The sequence below is a fragment of the Paenibacillus sp. SAFN-117 genome (genome assembly GCF_051966115.1).
Classification (GTDB): domain Bacteria; phylum Bacillota; class Bacilli; order Paenibacillales; family NBRC-103111; genus Paenibacillus_L; species Paenibacillus_L residui.
The window spans coordinates 60,342-73,760 of sequence record NZ_JBQCLK010000033.1 but is presented as its reverse complement, the minus strand read 5'-3'; the positions used below and the strand labels follow the sequence as shown (position 1 = coordinate 73,760).

Below are 13,419 nucleotides of genomic sequence, written 5' to 3'. Positions count from 1 at the left end.
TATCAAAAGAACGCTTCGTGAATGATTTCACACCTTAAAAATTAAAAAAAACTGTCTTGACTTCTTGTGCCACTATATCTTGATGCTGTTCATTCTTATATTCATAACTAATTAAGGTATACTTCCTAAGATGAGAACCGATAATATAAGGATCTGTATTGATATAATTTACATTGTTATGTCCCAGAAATTTTACAAGATTATGGGCAAACGTTGTCTTTCCAGACGCACCATGACCCGAAATCCCAATGATAAATCTTCTATCTTCTCCTTTAACCGAAGTGGCTATCTCATGCAAAACCCTGTCCATAATTTTCCTCCATTTGTTTTTCAGATATGTCCACAGCCCACAGTTCGGATGCTTTGCGTTCCCCCAGATATTGCAAGGATTGACCGTTTCCACAGCCTATCTCCAGCATCTTTTTCCCTGTGACGTCGCCAAAAAGCCGGCATTTTTCTTCTGAGACATATGCTCCATATAAAGGAAGCACGATTGCTCCTAAGAAGTCATTTCCTTTTGTATCCCAATAAAAGCTGTTAGTTTTATGCACATAATTCTTATCCATGTCGACCGAGACAGCGCTGCCAACCTCGCCGGCGCCTATAATATTTGTTCTATATACCGAATTCTTGTCCATACTGAACCCTCCCAAACTAAAAGTGTATTCCGACTTGCGCGTTATCTCAACCACACGTATCGAACCCGAACACTCTGCGCTATTGATTCCCAAATAATGTACCACTTTTGTATAAACGATTCTACCCAAAACCTTCCACCCGGTAGATCAGTAAGAGTTCCATAATCGCTTATTTAAAAAATTTAGTCTATTCATTTTCGGGTTAAAACTGTATGTTATTTATGCGACCACGACTGCGCAAAACGATAAGGGAGGGGGAAAACCGACACGCCATATTTAACTTGGAAGTATCAGAAGAATAACGAGCTACGTTGAGTTCCGAAACGAAAGGAAGGGTAGCGATGATTATGACACAAGAAGAAATGCTGTTCATTGTGCAATCACAACTTGCCATTGACCTTAATTGCTCAATCGATGACCTGAACGGGGAAAAGGACAGCATTATTTTTGTTGAAGCCAAGGAAAATCCCGGACGCAGACCATTTCCAAGGAAGGCACGTTATTTCGAAATTGTGTCTATGGGGAAATCAATTGTAGTATCGGCTACACCCGAACGGTTGTTAATTGCCAAAACACAGATGCAGGGCAAAAACAGGGATACCGTGTTCTCCTTACCATTTATCAGAGGTCTTTACTTGCATTTTCTGCCTGATGTAAAAAGAATAAAGCCAATATCACCGCCGAATTTTTTTTCATTTGAACGGATTAAGCGAGAAGAAGTGGTCAGTTTATTTGATGTTACAAGATTCAATGAAGCTATTATATACGATACGAATCTTCCCTGGCAGACGGATCTAGCTGTGCTTGCAAAGCGAGATGGGGAAATTGTTGGTGTGGCTGGAGCAAGCAAAACCTGTGCAAAACTGTGGCAAATTGGCATAGAAGTATTACCCAAATATCGTAATTTGGGATTGGCTAGTTATCTTGTAAACAGGTTAACTTTTGAAATATTGGGGCGTGGAGAGATACCGAGTTATGACGTAATCGCCAGTAACATTGCTTCACAGAGAGTAGCTCACCGAATAGGGTACTTTCCCGCATGGGTGTCTGATTGGCGATGCAATTTCGAAGGATTTGAACAGTAATCATATCTCAAGAAATATCCCATGAAAAGGATTGAAAATTCTATTGTGCGGTCAATATAACCGGGCCATCCGCAGTAATGGCGATCGTATGCTCGTACTGTGCGGAAAGTGAGCCGTCAGCGGTTCTGGCGGTCCATCCGTCGGCATCAATCGTCATTAACGCTGTTCCGGCATTTAGCATCGGCTCGATCGTAAAAACCATCCCTTCCTTCAAGCGGAACCCTTTGCCCGGATTTCCGACGTGGGGATAATTAGGTTCCTCGTGCATCTCCCTTCCTACGCCATGACCGAGCAAATCACGCACTACCGAGAATCCGTTTCGCTCGGCATGGGTTTGAACCGCGTGCATCACATCGCCGATCCGGTTTCCGACGACAGCTTTTTCGATACCAAGATATAAGCATTCCTTCGTTACCCGCATCAGATTACGGGCTTCTTCCGACACCTCGCCGACCGCATAACACCAAGCTGAATCCCCGATCCAGCCATCCGCCTCCGCGACGATGTCGATTTTGACGATATCGCCTTCCTTGAGCGGCTTCCCGCTCGGAAAACCATGCGCAATGACGTCGTTGACAGACGCACATGTCGCAAACGGATAGCCGTTATAGCCTATCGTATAAGCCTTGGCGCCATTCTCCTTCAGGAACCGCACCGCGAAAGATTCGATATCGAGCGTCGTGACACCCGGCCGGATCATATCTGCGATTGCTTGATGAAAAGCAGCGACAATTCGGCCGGCTTTTCTCATTTCTTCAATTTCTGCTCTCGATTTCAGAATGACCATTTCCATTCATCTCTCCTTTAACTGTATGCCTGAAAAAATCATATCGACGAACCCTTCCACATCCATCTCGTTCCGCATATTGTGGTGGATGTTCAATGCTGCGCAGCCAACAAGCGAGCCAAATATCAGATTAGCTGTTTTCTCCGGCGATTTAGAACCGACTCCTTCACGAATCATTTCCACAAAGGGCAAATAAATCCGTTCCTGAAAATCGGCAAACAGCTTGCTGAACCGGTTACCCGGGAAGTGGTGGAAATTATCCGCAACCGTTTTAAGCAAAATAAAGACGGAAGGATCCTGGATGCACTCCCGCAGGAGCAGCCTGGAGAACGACTCAGCTTTATGCAAACCGCCGCCGACTCCTGTCAAAGCAGGCATTACTGCCGACTCTGTCCGATTCAGAGCATCCCACAGTAAATCTTCCAGAAGCATGTGCTTATTTTTGTAGTAATGATACACGGTTCCGTAGCCGAGCTCTGCCTTGACCGCAACATCGCGTATTTCCAATTGAATGCCCTTCTCCAAATATACTTCCGCAGCCGCTTGCATAATTTGGTTCATCCGCATCTCCCGGATCGCATCATTCTGTTCTTTGGTACGTGGTGACATGGCTCCTCCTTATTTAGACCTGCAGTAATGTCAATCTAAAATGAATATACTTCATTTGGAAGTAAGGATCAAGTGCTTTATAATGGACTAAGAAAACTAGGCCGCAAAGGAAAAGAGTCGGGTAAAATGATAAATATATTAAAAATCTGATAGGAGGGGACTGTCATAAGAATACATATTATTGGTGGTTCAGGAAGCGGTAAGTCATATGTATCAGAATTATTAAGTCAACAATTTAATATTCCACATTATGATTTAGACGATATTTTTTGGGATAATGAAGCAGATATTTATGGGGTGAAGGCTTCAGAGGAACTACGGGATCAAAAACTTAAAGAGATTGTGAGTCACGACGCTTGGATCATTGAAGGTGTATACAGATCATGGGTAGAACCGAGTTTTTTAGCTGCCGACAAGATTATTGTAATTATGACTCCACTGTCTGTCCAAGAAACAAGAATATGGAAACGATATGAAGAACGCATTACAGGGAGTGTTGGGAGTAAAAAACGAGAGTCTCTTGAAAGTGTTAGAAACCTAATAGAGTGGAACAAAAAGTACAATCTCGAGAAGCTTCCACATTTTATAAAAAACTGTGATTATAAAGAAAAACTTATTTGTGTAACTGATAATCTCGATATCCTTAAGTTATTTCAACGTTAATGGCGAAACGTTGGTCCAGAGACATCCAGAAACAGTTTTATCAGTATGTATTCACATAAGTTTGCAGCCAGTCGGTTAGAGAAAGAGCGAGTGTTAGCGGATGTTGACCACTAATCTCGCTCTTCTTGGGATAAGTCTTTAGCTTGTTTCGTCGGGCTAAAGCATTATGAAAATGCTCCGTATGATCTTTTCTTTACTGATCGGTCACCTTCGGAGTTCGGATCAGGAAGGCGAGCAGACATATGATGGCGGTAAACAGGATAAGCAAATTAAACCCGTTGCCGATGCCGAACGTTTTGGAGACTTGCCCGATCACAACGCCGACGACGGCTCCGCCGAGTCCGGAGGCGAGATAGATGAGGCCTTGCAAGGAACCGGCTTGCTGCGTCAGCTTCGAGGCAATGCCTTGTGCAGTCGGGAACAGGACGGACATGGCGAGACCGAACAGCATCATTAAATAACTGAATTCGGTCATAAATATACGTCCAACAATCAGAGACAGCAGCGCGAATAGCGAGAAAGCAATAAGGGTGCGTCTTTCGCCGAGCTTATAAATGATAATGCCGCCTACAAAACGGCCGATGGTAAACAGGAAAGCGAAGCTTGCGATGATATAGGCCGCAGTAGACGATTTCTGCGCGGCATCCATCCCGGCAATGTCGAGCGACGAATAGAAAATCGGGAAGAAATTCAGGAACCCGGCTTCTGCCGCGACATAGAACAGAATGAATAATATAACAAGCAAAATTTGGCGATCTTGAAATAGCTGCAGTACGGATTTGACCGTCACTTTATCTTGACCTTGAGCAGAGGAGGGTTGTGCCGGTTTAAAGGAGAGCAGCGCGAATAAAATAATCGCAATCACAACCGAAACTCCGATATAAAAGAAGCGCCAGCTTATATTTTGAGCAAAGATGGCATTGAGTATTAGCGGAGTGACAATCATTCCTACGCCGAACAAGGCATTGGCCAAATTGAAGATCACGCCTGCGCGTTCTTTAAAATAAATGGGGATCAGCGTAGCCACCGACACGGTCATCGCCCCGATGCCCAGCCCGACCATCAGATAGAAGCCTAGAAAGAAGGCAACGGTAAAGGCAGCCCCCGTTCCAATTAAACCGATCATCATTAGTGCGGTACCGATGCTCATGGCCACTTTAATGCCTTTGCGGTCCGCCAAAATGCCGGCGATCAGGCTGGCCAGCAGAAATCCGATCTGGAACACCGAAACCATGACGCCCACTTGACTGATATCCAGTTGGATATCGTTCTGCACTTTCTCTAAGATGATGCCCTTCGTGTTCTGGATACCGCCTAACACAAACATGGTGGCGAATATGAGGAAAAATATAATGGGCCGTTGTATTTTCTGCATGATTAGTTCGTTCCTTTCTCCCGATAACTTTGAATGGCGTCGAACAATTCGTCCGCAGCCCAACCGTAACAATAATAGAGAAGCTCGTCCGCGGCGCTGTTCTCGCCGGCCTTCACCGCCTCTATCAAATTGGACGGCGATAGATTCCACATCTGAATACCGCTGAATATGCGTGTGTTCGGATCGGATTGAGCACGCACGATGTTATTTTGATCGGCGACGAACCGAATGGGGAAGCCTTCTTCTTGAAAGGTTTTGTAAGATAAATCATAGGGCAGATGGAAGAACCTTTTGAACGCGCGGAAGGCTTCCTCTTGCTCCTGCTCGGTATCGGCCAGATAGCCGATCAACCCCTGCACATCGGCACCACCGCCCAGCTTGTGATAAGGGAAATGCTTCAAGGCGGGGGAGAGCTTCGTTAAGCCGGCATAATCCTGCCCGAGCATCCAACTGTAGGCGGGCGGCCATAGATCCAACCATATCGTAAAGGCGTCATTGACTTTTCTTACCCGCTCGATCAACCGTCCCACAAAACCGGAAACGCTTTCTTGGCGGAAAGATATCCATGCCTGAATATGTGCGTTTTGCTCTGCATGAGAGACGGCATCATCAAACTGCTTTTCTTTTAATTTCATAGACCAGGTTTGCAGTGCTTCCTTAATCGCATTCACATCTAAATGCTGCCGGGCCATCTTCTCCTGACAATGGGAGCAGAAGCAGGTAAGCAGTCCTCTGGGATTCACTTCCTCGCCGGCCCAATCCGGATAACGGATGCGATCGATCATATAAGAGGTGAAGCCATAGCGCCGATACAAATCCACGAACGCCTTCTCCCAGAAATCAATGACATCCGGTGCATTCGGGCACAGCCAGTGGGGGATGACCTGCCCGTAAACATCCGTGACCAAATTGTTGGCGAGCAGATCCCCTTCGAAATGGCCGTTCAAAATATTCAACCAAGGAATCACTTCGAATGGCTCGTCCTGCATCGCTTCCTTAATGATCATCAGCGGATCGCGTTCTGCAGACAGTGTCGGCTCCCGGCGTTGATCGAGCCCGGAAGCTTCATAGGAAGGCAGAATCGCATGCATTGTGCCTGTACCGAAGACGACATCGCGTACTGGATTTCGGGGCAATTTTCCAACGGGATAAGGGTTTCTTTCGAAGATCGTGTTCACTTCGGGAAAAACATATTTAACATCTTTCAATTTATGAATGTAGGCGATAATTTGCGGCATACCTTCATCTATAATATCGTGAGGATGCAATTGAATGCCTGACATTTGAACCCACGCTCCTTATTAATAAAGTTGTTTGTCCTTCAGAAATTGTAAAGATGGGAAGGCTTGATTCAAGCCTAACAAGGCCATGCCCTGCAAAGCGGAATGATGCTGCAAATTAGAAATTTCAATAGCTACGTCCGTTACATCGGAAGCATGAAGACGTACCTTACGCTTCAGTTGTTCCAGAGATAATGATTTGGTGACGCTGCCCATCAACAAAATCTTTTCCGGATTCAATAGTGCTATGATATTCAAGATGCCCATCGCCAAATGATCCTCAAATTGATCGACCAAATACTTGGCCTGCAAGTCGCCTTGCTCCGCTAGACGAAACACTTCCTTGGCCGAGAGTTTTTTGTTGTATAAAGCCAGGGCAGCGGCCTCCAGCCCGGAACCGGAACAGATCATTTCAAAATGTCCTTTATCCGACGGGGCATACAAATGGCAGTTGTGAAATACCATGTATCCGATTTCTCCGGCAGCGTTTCTGGCGCCGCGTATCACCTTGCCATCAATAAGCACGGCAGAACCCAATCCCGTGCCGATCCCGATCAATACAGCGGAGCTTAAGTCTTGAAGAGCTCCTTCGTACATCTCGCCGACAAGCGCTGCGCGCACATCATTTTCAATCGTGACAGGGACATGAAACACCTCGTTAAAATACTGCGCTAGCTGAACGTTCTTCCATTCGGGCAAATTAGGGGAGCCTTCCAAAACGACGCCGTTCACGGGATCGATAATCCCCGGAGTAGCTATACCAATAAAGGAAAGACGCTCTATCGGCTGTCCCGATTGTTGGAGAAAGGCTTTCAAATCCGCTGCCATCTGATCCAAGAAAGCTTGTTTGGTCGAGAGGGGATAGGTAGTGACGGTCTGTTCCGCGATGCATTCCCCGGCTAAATTGAACTGTCCGAAATGAATGGATGTCCCGCCCAAATCAATCGCAACCCCATAGGCGGCATTCTTGGAAAAATGAAGCTTGGTGCCCCGTTTGCTGAAATCGGTTTCCTCTTTCTCGTCATAAATCAGTCTTTCCTCAATCAGATCCTTGACGATGTCGGATACGGTTGCTTTCGTAATGCCCGATTGTTTGGCGATTTCAGTGCGGGATAGAGGTCCTGAATCTTTAATGATGTTCAGAACGATTTCTTTGTTCATCTTCCGAATCGTACTGGGCAAATGTACTTGCATTGCTAGTGATCACACTTCTTTCGTCATTAATTCCAGATACATTTAAGTTTATAAACCATACTTAATTGAGTTGAAAAGATAAAAAATATATAGTATGGAATATGAAAACAGGGTAATATCTTGATTTAAGTTTATAATACATCCTTAACATCATCATCGTCAATAACAATTCCTAACAACAATTGGGATGGCTGGATTGAACATGAGGAAGTTGGTCGGGATCAAAGGACATATTCCAATTCACAAGCAGGGTAGAGGTGGGCGATGAAAGTCCGGCTGTCCTTATCTAGGATGGATTCAAGGAAGGCTTATTCCAACAAAGGAAAAAGAGTTAATGTCCAAAACCGGCTATTCATTAACGGAATATTTACCTGGCGAGGCGTTGGAAACATATAACGAGGAGCAATTTGGGTCCATTATTCCCTCGGTCGCCAAGAGGATTTTCGGGGAAGTAGAATCGGGAAACAATACTAGTACCCACAACGGCGTCGCGGACGTTTTCAGTCGCTGAAGTTGGTGAATACCCAGTACGTTATGCGAAAGTTCACGAAGGTTAAGCTCTGAAACTTATGATATAATTTCATTAAAAGATCATGTAATGAGGTCTTATTATGAATTGGGCCATCCTTAGGAATACATTACCCAATCAATGGGTTCGAAGCCCTTGAAGCTCATTCAAACAATGGAAGAAGAATAGTTGAACGTTTATCGGTAATAAATACTTATGCTGACCTTAATTTTCAAGGGTTCATGAATACGAAACGTAATGTGAAATCGGCATAAATCCTAAAAACCGAACAAGGGAGTTATTTTTATGAAAGAAGAGGATTTTAAAGTAATTCAAACGTATAGGGAAGCAGCCAGGATACTCATGGAGGTATTAGACGGCTTAGGCGATAGAGAATTGGATTTATCTAGAGGGGAAGGCAAGTGGACCATAAGGGAAATAGTGCATCATATTGTTGAATGCGATCTAAACTATTTCCAAATTAATCGATATGCACTTGCTAATACCGGCGAGAAGTATTTCTTTAATGAGTTCGACGCACACGTTTGGAATCAATCAATGAATCATAATCAAAGAGATATAAGAATCGAAGTTCAGCTGTTTAGTACTATTCGGGAATACATATCGTACTTATGCGAGATCATCCCTAACTCCTTGGACCGTATCCTAGTTCATCAGAATGGAACGGCGACTGTAAGGGACGCATTAAATCACGATATCAATCATTCTTATCATCACATTGAACAAATAAAAGAAACAAGAAGAATACATAGCATATAAAAAGAGATATTGAAAGAAATTTGTTATTTACTTACTGTTCCTATTAACGCGATATCCGTATAAATAGATTCCTCAATATTAGGAAGCAGCCTGTAAATTGATTTTTGAATCACTTTCTCAATTTCTTGCTTAATACTGAAGTAACCCTTCCATAAAATTGGCGAATTAGAATTGATTCCATTTCTAATGGCAGCCGAAACCATTCGCTTTTCTATTGTTGAAAATCCTTTATCATCAGCTAATGCGTCGCATAATGTGACTAGTTTATCATAGATAGTCCATTCGATTTGATTAAGTATTTCATATAATTGTATCTGTATGTGTGAAGGAATTTCCCTCCAACCATTAACTGCCTCTAAGTTGGTTGATGGAAATGAGTGCGTAACGCAAATATTTGCTGTTCCCTCGTAGCCTTTATTAATCATAAATAAATACCCATCCAACGAATGAATAACCGATGGGGTATAACCTACATACCGACCGATATCATGTAATAGTCCACTGGTATAAGCTATATTGGGGTCAATTTCGCACCCTGACTTTTGTAAGTCTATAGCTATATATTCCGCCGCTCTTGCCACGTTTATTGAGTGTTGAACCCAAGTTCCCGGATTTGATATTGCCGCAGCATTCAACAATTGCTCTGCATATAATCTATCTTCAACGAACTCCATTTCATCAACTCCATTTGACAGGGATGAAAATCAGAACACGCCTTACAATACACCGTTCATTCCGGCAAATATCCGGCCCAAAATATTAAAATTTAACATGATTAAAGATAATATAATAGCTGTTGGCAGAATGACCCAAATTTGCATTTTGTTTTTCGGAATGATAAGTAACAAAACAACGATCAATATTAGATATACTCCCATAAGCCATGGTACTAAATAGTAATGATGGTGAATGGGTAAATAAGCGTCGCGTAATTTAAACCCTTCTGACAGCAATATTGTGATGGGAAGGGCTGAGATAAAATTAGAAAACCATCCTCTTCCACGCGCATACCACATGATATAAGCACAAATAGGAGATAATACCGCGCATATCCCCCAAAAGATAATGGCTCTTTCTGGAAAAAAATGCAGCACAAACGTTGTGTAAACATAATAAATCGTAAGCATCGACGCAAAAAAGGCGAATACTTTTACAGCAGCCAGTTTGGGTGAGTAGCTGTAAACCGATAAAATTGTCGCAGCAAATACCCATATACCAAGACGTCCACCGATATCGTCAAATATTGGGTTGATATTAGGATCATCCACAAGTTTTGCTGCCAAACCCATAATAATTCCGGTAATCATTGCAATTACTATTGAAAAGACTTTTTGATTTGTAGTTGATTTGTTCACCATTCTAATCGGAATCATCTTATTAAATATATCCATTATACACTCCAATTCAGAGATTAATTTCATATCCGGACAAACAGCTTGAGAATGTCGATTCTCAGCTTCACTTCCTTCAATGCTATATATTACCAGATTACGATTATAATTGTTATACTGAACTGAAAATGCGGTATCAGGAGGGGGCTTTTGCCGGCGAAATAATAAAGCCCCGAAATTTCATGTAAGGGGTTCAAATTTGGAAGGCGAGCCAATATAAGGTTTCTCAGGTCATACTACGAAATGGAGTTAGATTGGTTAGACTGGTTGACACAAGAACTATTGGAGAAGATCTCTTTCGATATTAATTTTCTTAGTTATTATTTCATATTTGAAACCCTGGGGAAAAAGGATGGTTAAAAAAGTACCCGATGGATGGCAATTGAATATGTAGAGAATGAAATAAGCGAGAAGATCAGTCGTTATCATTACAACTCGATGCATTGAATTTGCAGAGACGGACGAAAGGAGCGGATTCCCTAGGGCAACCGCTCCTTAATGATGTAAGCTGAGCTAGACTCTTATCGTTCTCAGCGCCGAGGCCCACGAAACGACTTGATCCAGCATCGATGTGACCGATTTTTCTTGGTACGGTGCAGGATGGAACGTCTCAAAATTGATAAAATCCGTTTGGAGCGAGATACGGACCTGACTGCGTACATCGGCGATCTGCAGTTCCGCCAGAATCATTCTCAAACTTTCTACGGCGCTCGACCCTCCGGCCGCACCGTATCCGACGATCCCCGCCGCTTTGTTATTCCATTCCAAATACAAATAATCAATGGCGTTTTTAAGAGCGCCCGGAATCGAGTGGTTATATTCGGGTGTAACAAAGATAAAACCATCGAATTGTTGAATCTTTTTCGACCATGCTTTGGTATGCGGCTTGGTATAGCTACCGAATGCAGCCGGCATCGGTTCGTCGAGAAACGGTAGTCGATAATCAGCAATATCTACAATTTCATAGACCGAGTCTTTACGTTGTTTCGCGATTTCATAAACCCAACGGGCGATGGCCTCTCCGTGGCGCCCCGGGCGAGTACTTCCTACAATAATACCGATATTCATCATACAGCATTCCTCCTAAAATTGATTTGATATATCCATAAGATTGCTGCAATAGCAATCGTAAGGACGAGAAAAATGTTGCCGTGGATCGCTCCTTCCGAATGATGAGCCGCAGGGTTCCATGGCTTAACTTGTTCAAAGTCGACCAGTTTTCCGTAAATCCCCGTTGCCACCGACCCGCCGATAAAATTCATCATGCTGAGCATTCCCATTCCGACCCCGCTCTGCTCACTCGACAACGTTCTGGATACCGAGTTCGACATCGCGATCATGCCGAAGGTCAGACCCACGTGACCAAGCATAAGAATCAAGGCGATATAGACGGCAGAGAACCCGATTAACGTAGACAGCAATGCGAAGCAAGCGATTAACAACCCGGATGCGATACTGAAAAGAGAAGCATTGCCCTTCGTGTCGGCAATTTTCCCTCCTCTTCGGCCCCAAATGGCTGATGCGACGGCACCGGGCACGAGCGCGAAGCCGATCAAGCTGGCTGGAAGCTTGTTGACTTGCGCCAGTAACAACGGACTGAGGAAATGCAAGGAAAAGCCGATACTGCTGAACAAGAAAGTAATCGTAACGCCTAAGGTATAGCTGCGGTTACGGAACAACCCGGGCGCAATGAAGGGGGGCGTGAAGGTACGGATTCTAACGATGAACAGCGTTAAGGCGACGATGCCGCCAATCGCCGACCATAGCGAACCGGACGTAACGGTAAGCAGCAGTAATGTCACGGCAGCTGCGAGCAGCGCCCCACCCAGCCAATCCATACTCCCTTGTGGTTGTCGCGCATCTTCTTGCAGGTAACGCCGATAGAAAGGCAGGGTCAACAGAAGGAAGAAGGGAAAACAGAATAACCATTTCCAATGGAGAATGCTAAGGATAAAGGCGGACAACACCGGTCCAAGCGCGCTGCCAATCGCCAATCCCATGAATGCGGTCCCCATAGCGGTCCCCCTGCGTTCGGGAGGAAAATATCGGAGCGGGATCAGCATCGCGCTTGCTGGAATACTGGCGGCGCCGGCAGCCTGGATACATCTTCCCACAAGAACCATCCAGAAGCTTTGTGCAGCGAGACCGATTAACGAGCCTGCGGCGAATAACAGCAGTCCGAACGTTAGCAGGTTCTTCAGCCGAAAACGGTCGGCCAACTTGCCGTAAACAACCGTTCCGATTCCGTAAATGAGCGTGTAGGACGAGGTTACCCAGCTCACCTGTGCGTTTGTAACGGAGAATTGTTCGCGAATTTGTGGAAGCACCAAGTTGAACATAAGCACGCTCATCGCCGATAAGGCCAGTGTGGCCATAACGACGTACATCAGCTTCTCACCTTCTTGTTTTTGCAAACCAACTTCCATACCGGTTCACCCTTTCATTGAATGACTGTCATGACTGACTGACATATCGCTCGAAAAAATTAGGGCAACAAAGCCCTAACGAAAAGCCACACTTCTTCTTCGATTAATTTATCGAACTGAACGTTCCTCAGCATGGGATCATCGTTCATGCGTCCGATGGCCGCGCCGTAATTCATATAAATGAACGCCAGAGCCTTCGTCTCTGGGTCGGTTGCGACCATCTTTTCTCTCTGGATCATGCTCTCGAAGTAGTCGACCAATAAAGCTTTTAATTGTTGCGGGTGTCGATGCGTCCGCTCCCGGAAATTGGGGAGATTACCGCCATCCTTAGCTGCAATCATGATCAACTTCCGATTCCGGTACATGATCTCGTGGTAGCTTCGGGCGATCATCAATAGATCGGTGTGAAGGTCCCACTTGATTTGAGTCTCGAAGAGAAGCTTCATTTCGTCTGCATAGTGGTATCGCTGGAAAGCCATCTCGAGTAAATTTTGTTTGCTTTGGAAATGACGGAACAACGTTTTCTCGCTGAATCCGGCTCGCTCGGCAATTTCCTGCGTCGTGACCCCGTTATAGCCATACTCCGCCATGAGATCAATCGCCGCTAGGATTAACTTGTCGGTCGTTTCGTGCTTCTGAAATCCGGCCATGAATTAACCTCAATCCATTTTTTTATGTCAGTT

The 13,419-nt window shown here is 44.6% G+C and carries 13 protein-coding genes and 1 pseudogene; 2 read left to right on the top strand and 12 right to left on the bottom strand.

The genetic code is table 11. The features are described 5' to 3' along the window. Nucleotides 1–34: 34 nt before the first annotated feature. Nucleotides 35–310 carry a hypothetical protein gene (locus ACTHRH_RS19835; RefSeq protein WP_440417260.1) on the bottom strand — a complete coding sequence of 92 codons (276 nt, stop codon included), beginning with the start codon at nt 308–310 and terminating at the stop codon, nt 35–37. A 4-nt stretch (nt 311–314) separates the two neighbouring features. Beyond that, nucleotides 315–638, bottom strand: a pseudogene (locus tag ACTHRH_RS19830) (class I SAM-dependent methyltransferase); the annotation flags it as partial. Between the two features lie 341 nt (nt 639–979). Here ACTHRH_RS19830 and ACTHRH_RS19825 point away from each other — a divergent pair. Then, nucleotides 980–1,723, top strand: coding sequence for a GNAT family N-acetyltransferase (locus ACTHRH_RS19825; RefSeq protein WP_260982136.1), 744 nt, complete (start codon nt 980–982; stop codon nt 1,721–1,723). Between the two features lie 40 nt (nt 1,724–1,763). On the opposite strand, the gene map is transcribed toward ACTHRH_RS19825, so the two are convergent. The 5 genes from map to ACTHRH_RS19800 form a co-directional block, all read right to left on the bottom strand. Then, nucleotides 1,764–2,510: a type I methionyl aminopeptidase gene (map, locus tag ACTHRH_RS19820; protein WP_440417271.1), complete on the bottom strand. Its 747-nt coding sequence runs from the start codon at nt 2,508–2,510 to the stop codon at nt 1,764–1,766. Between the two features lie 6 nt (nt 2,511–2,516). After that, complete coding sequence (locus tag ACTHRH_RS19815) at nt 2,517–3,119, bottom strand: TetR/AcrR family transcriptional regulator (protein ID WP_440417258.1); 603 nt, start codon at nt 3,117–3,119, stop codon at nt 2,517–2,519. Between the two features lie 856 nt (nt 3,120–3,975). Next, entirely contained in the window at nt 3,976–5,157 is a 1,182-nt protein-coding gene (locus tag ACTHRH_RS19810; protein WP_144938970.1) for an MFS transporter, read from the bottom strand. A 2-nt stretch (nt 5,158–5,159) separates the two neighbouring features. Further along, entirely contained in the window at nt 5,160–6,440 is a 1,281-nt protein-coding gene (locus ACTHRH_RS19805) for a hypothetical protein (RefSeq protein ID WP_440417256.1), read from the bottom strand. Nucleotides 6,441–6,458: 18 nt separating this feature from the next. Beyond that, nucleotides 6,459–7,631: an ROK family transcriptional regulator gene (locus ACTHRH_RS19800; protein ID WP_440417254.1), complete on the bottom strand. Its 1,173-nt coding sequence runs from the start codon at nt 7,629–7,631 to the stop codon at nt 6,459–6,461. 814 nt (nt 7,632–8,445) lie between these two features. Between ACTHRH_RS19800 and ACTHRH_RS19795 the strand changes: the two genes are divergently transcribed. Then, a complete protein-coding gene (locus tag ACTHRH_RS19795) occupies nt 8,446–8,919 on the top strand; it encodes a DinB family protein (protein ID WP_440417252.1) in 474 nt (157 codons plus the stop codon). Nucleotides 8,920–8,942: 23 nt separating this feature from the next. Here ACTHRH_RS19795 and ACTHRH_RS19790 read toward each other — a convergent pair whose 3' ends face one another. From ACTHRH_RS19790 to ACTHRH_RS19770, 5 genes are all read right to left on the bottom strand, one after another. Next, complete coding sequence (locus ACTHRH_RS19790) at nt 8,943–9,593, bottom strand: HD domain-containing protein (protein ID WP_440417251.1); 651 nt, start codon at nt 9,591–9,593, stop codon at nt 8,943–8,945. 42 nt (nt 9,594–9,635) lie between these two features. Continuing rightward, nucleotides 9,636–10,310 carry a hypothetical protein gene (locus ACTHRH_RS19785; protein ID WP_440417249.1) on the bottom strand — a complete coding sequence of 225 codons (675 nt, stop codon included), beginning with the start codon at nt 10,308–10,310 and terminating at the stop codon, nt 9,636–9,638. Between the two features lie 513 nt (nt 10,311–10,823). Beyond that, entirely contained in the window at nt 10,824–11,381 is a 558-nt protein-coding gene (locus ACTHRH_RS19780) for an NADPH-dependent FMN reductase (RefSeq protein WP_144938981.1), read from the bottom strand. Beyond that, entirely contained in the window at nt 11,378–12,736 is a 1,359-nt protein-coding gene (locus tag ACTHRH_RS19775; protein WP_440417246.1) for an MFS transporter, read from the bottom strand. The genes ACTHRH_RS19780 and ACTHRH_RS19775 overlap by 4 nt, the downstream gene beginning before the upstream one ends. A 59-nt stretch (nt 12,737–12,795) precedes the next feature. After that, nucleotides 12,796–13,386, bottom strand: coding sequence for a TetR/AcrR family transcriptional regulator (locus ACTHRH_RS19770; protein WP_440417244.1), 591 nt, complete (start codon nt 13,384–13,386; stop codon nt 12,796–12,798). Nucleotides 13,387–13,419 lie beyond the last annotated feature (33 nt).

Coding starts and splice junctions, on each gene's coding strand:
- ACTHRH_RS19835 (WP_440417260.1), bottom strand. CDS start 310: ATGGACAGGGTTTTGCATGAGATAGCCACTTCGGTTAAAGGAGAAGAT.
- ACTHRH_RS19825 (WP_260982136.1), top strand. CDS start 980: ATGATTATGACACAAGAAGAAATGCTGTTCATTGTGCAATCACAACTT.
- map (WP_440417271.1), bottom strand. CDS start 2,510: ATGGTCATTCTGAAATCGAGAGCAGAAATTGAAGAAATGAGAAAAGCC.
- ACTHRH_RS19815 (WP_440417258.1), bottom strand. CDS start 3,119: ATGTCACCACGTACCAAAGAACAGAATGATGCGATCCGGGAGATGCGG.
- ACTHRH_RS19810 (WP_144938970.1), bottom strand. CDS start 5,157: ATGCAGAAAATACAACGGCCCATTATATTTTTCCTCATATTCGCCACC.
- ACTHRH_RS19805 (WP_440417256.1), bottom strand. CDS start 6,440: ATGTCAGGCATTCAATTGCATCCTCACGATATTATAGATGAAGGTATG.
- ACTHRH_RS19800 (WP_440417254.1), bottom strand. CDS start 7,631: ATGCAAGTACATTTGCCCAGTACGATTCGGAAGATGAACAAAGAAATC.
- ACTHRH_RS19795 (WP_440417252.1), top strand. CDS start 8,446: ATGAAAGAAGAGGATTTTAAAGTAATTCAAACGTATAGGGAAGCAGCC.
- ACTHRH_RS19790 (WP_440417251.1), bottom strand. CDS start 9,593: ATGGAGTTCGTTGAAGATAGATTATATGCAGAGCAATTGTTGAATGCT.
- ACTHRH_RS19785 (WP_440417249.1), bottom strand. CDS start 10,310: ATGGATATATTTAATAAGATGATTCCGATTAGAATGGTGAACAAATCA.
- ACTHRH_RS19780 (WP_144938981.1), bottom strand. CDS start 11,381: ATGATGAATATCGGTATTATTGTAGGAAGTACTCGCCCGGGGCGCCAC.
- ACTHRH_RS19775 (WP_440417246.1), bottom strand. CDS start 12,736: ATGGAAGTTGGTTTGCAAAAACAAGAAGGTGAGAAGCTGATGTACGTC.
- ACTHRH_RS19770 (WP_440417244.1), bottom strand. CDS start 13,386: ATGGCCGGATTTCAGAAGCACGAAACGACCGACAAGTTAATCCTAGCG.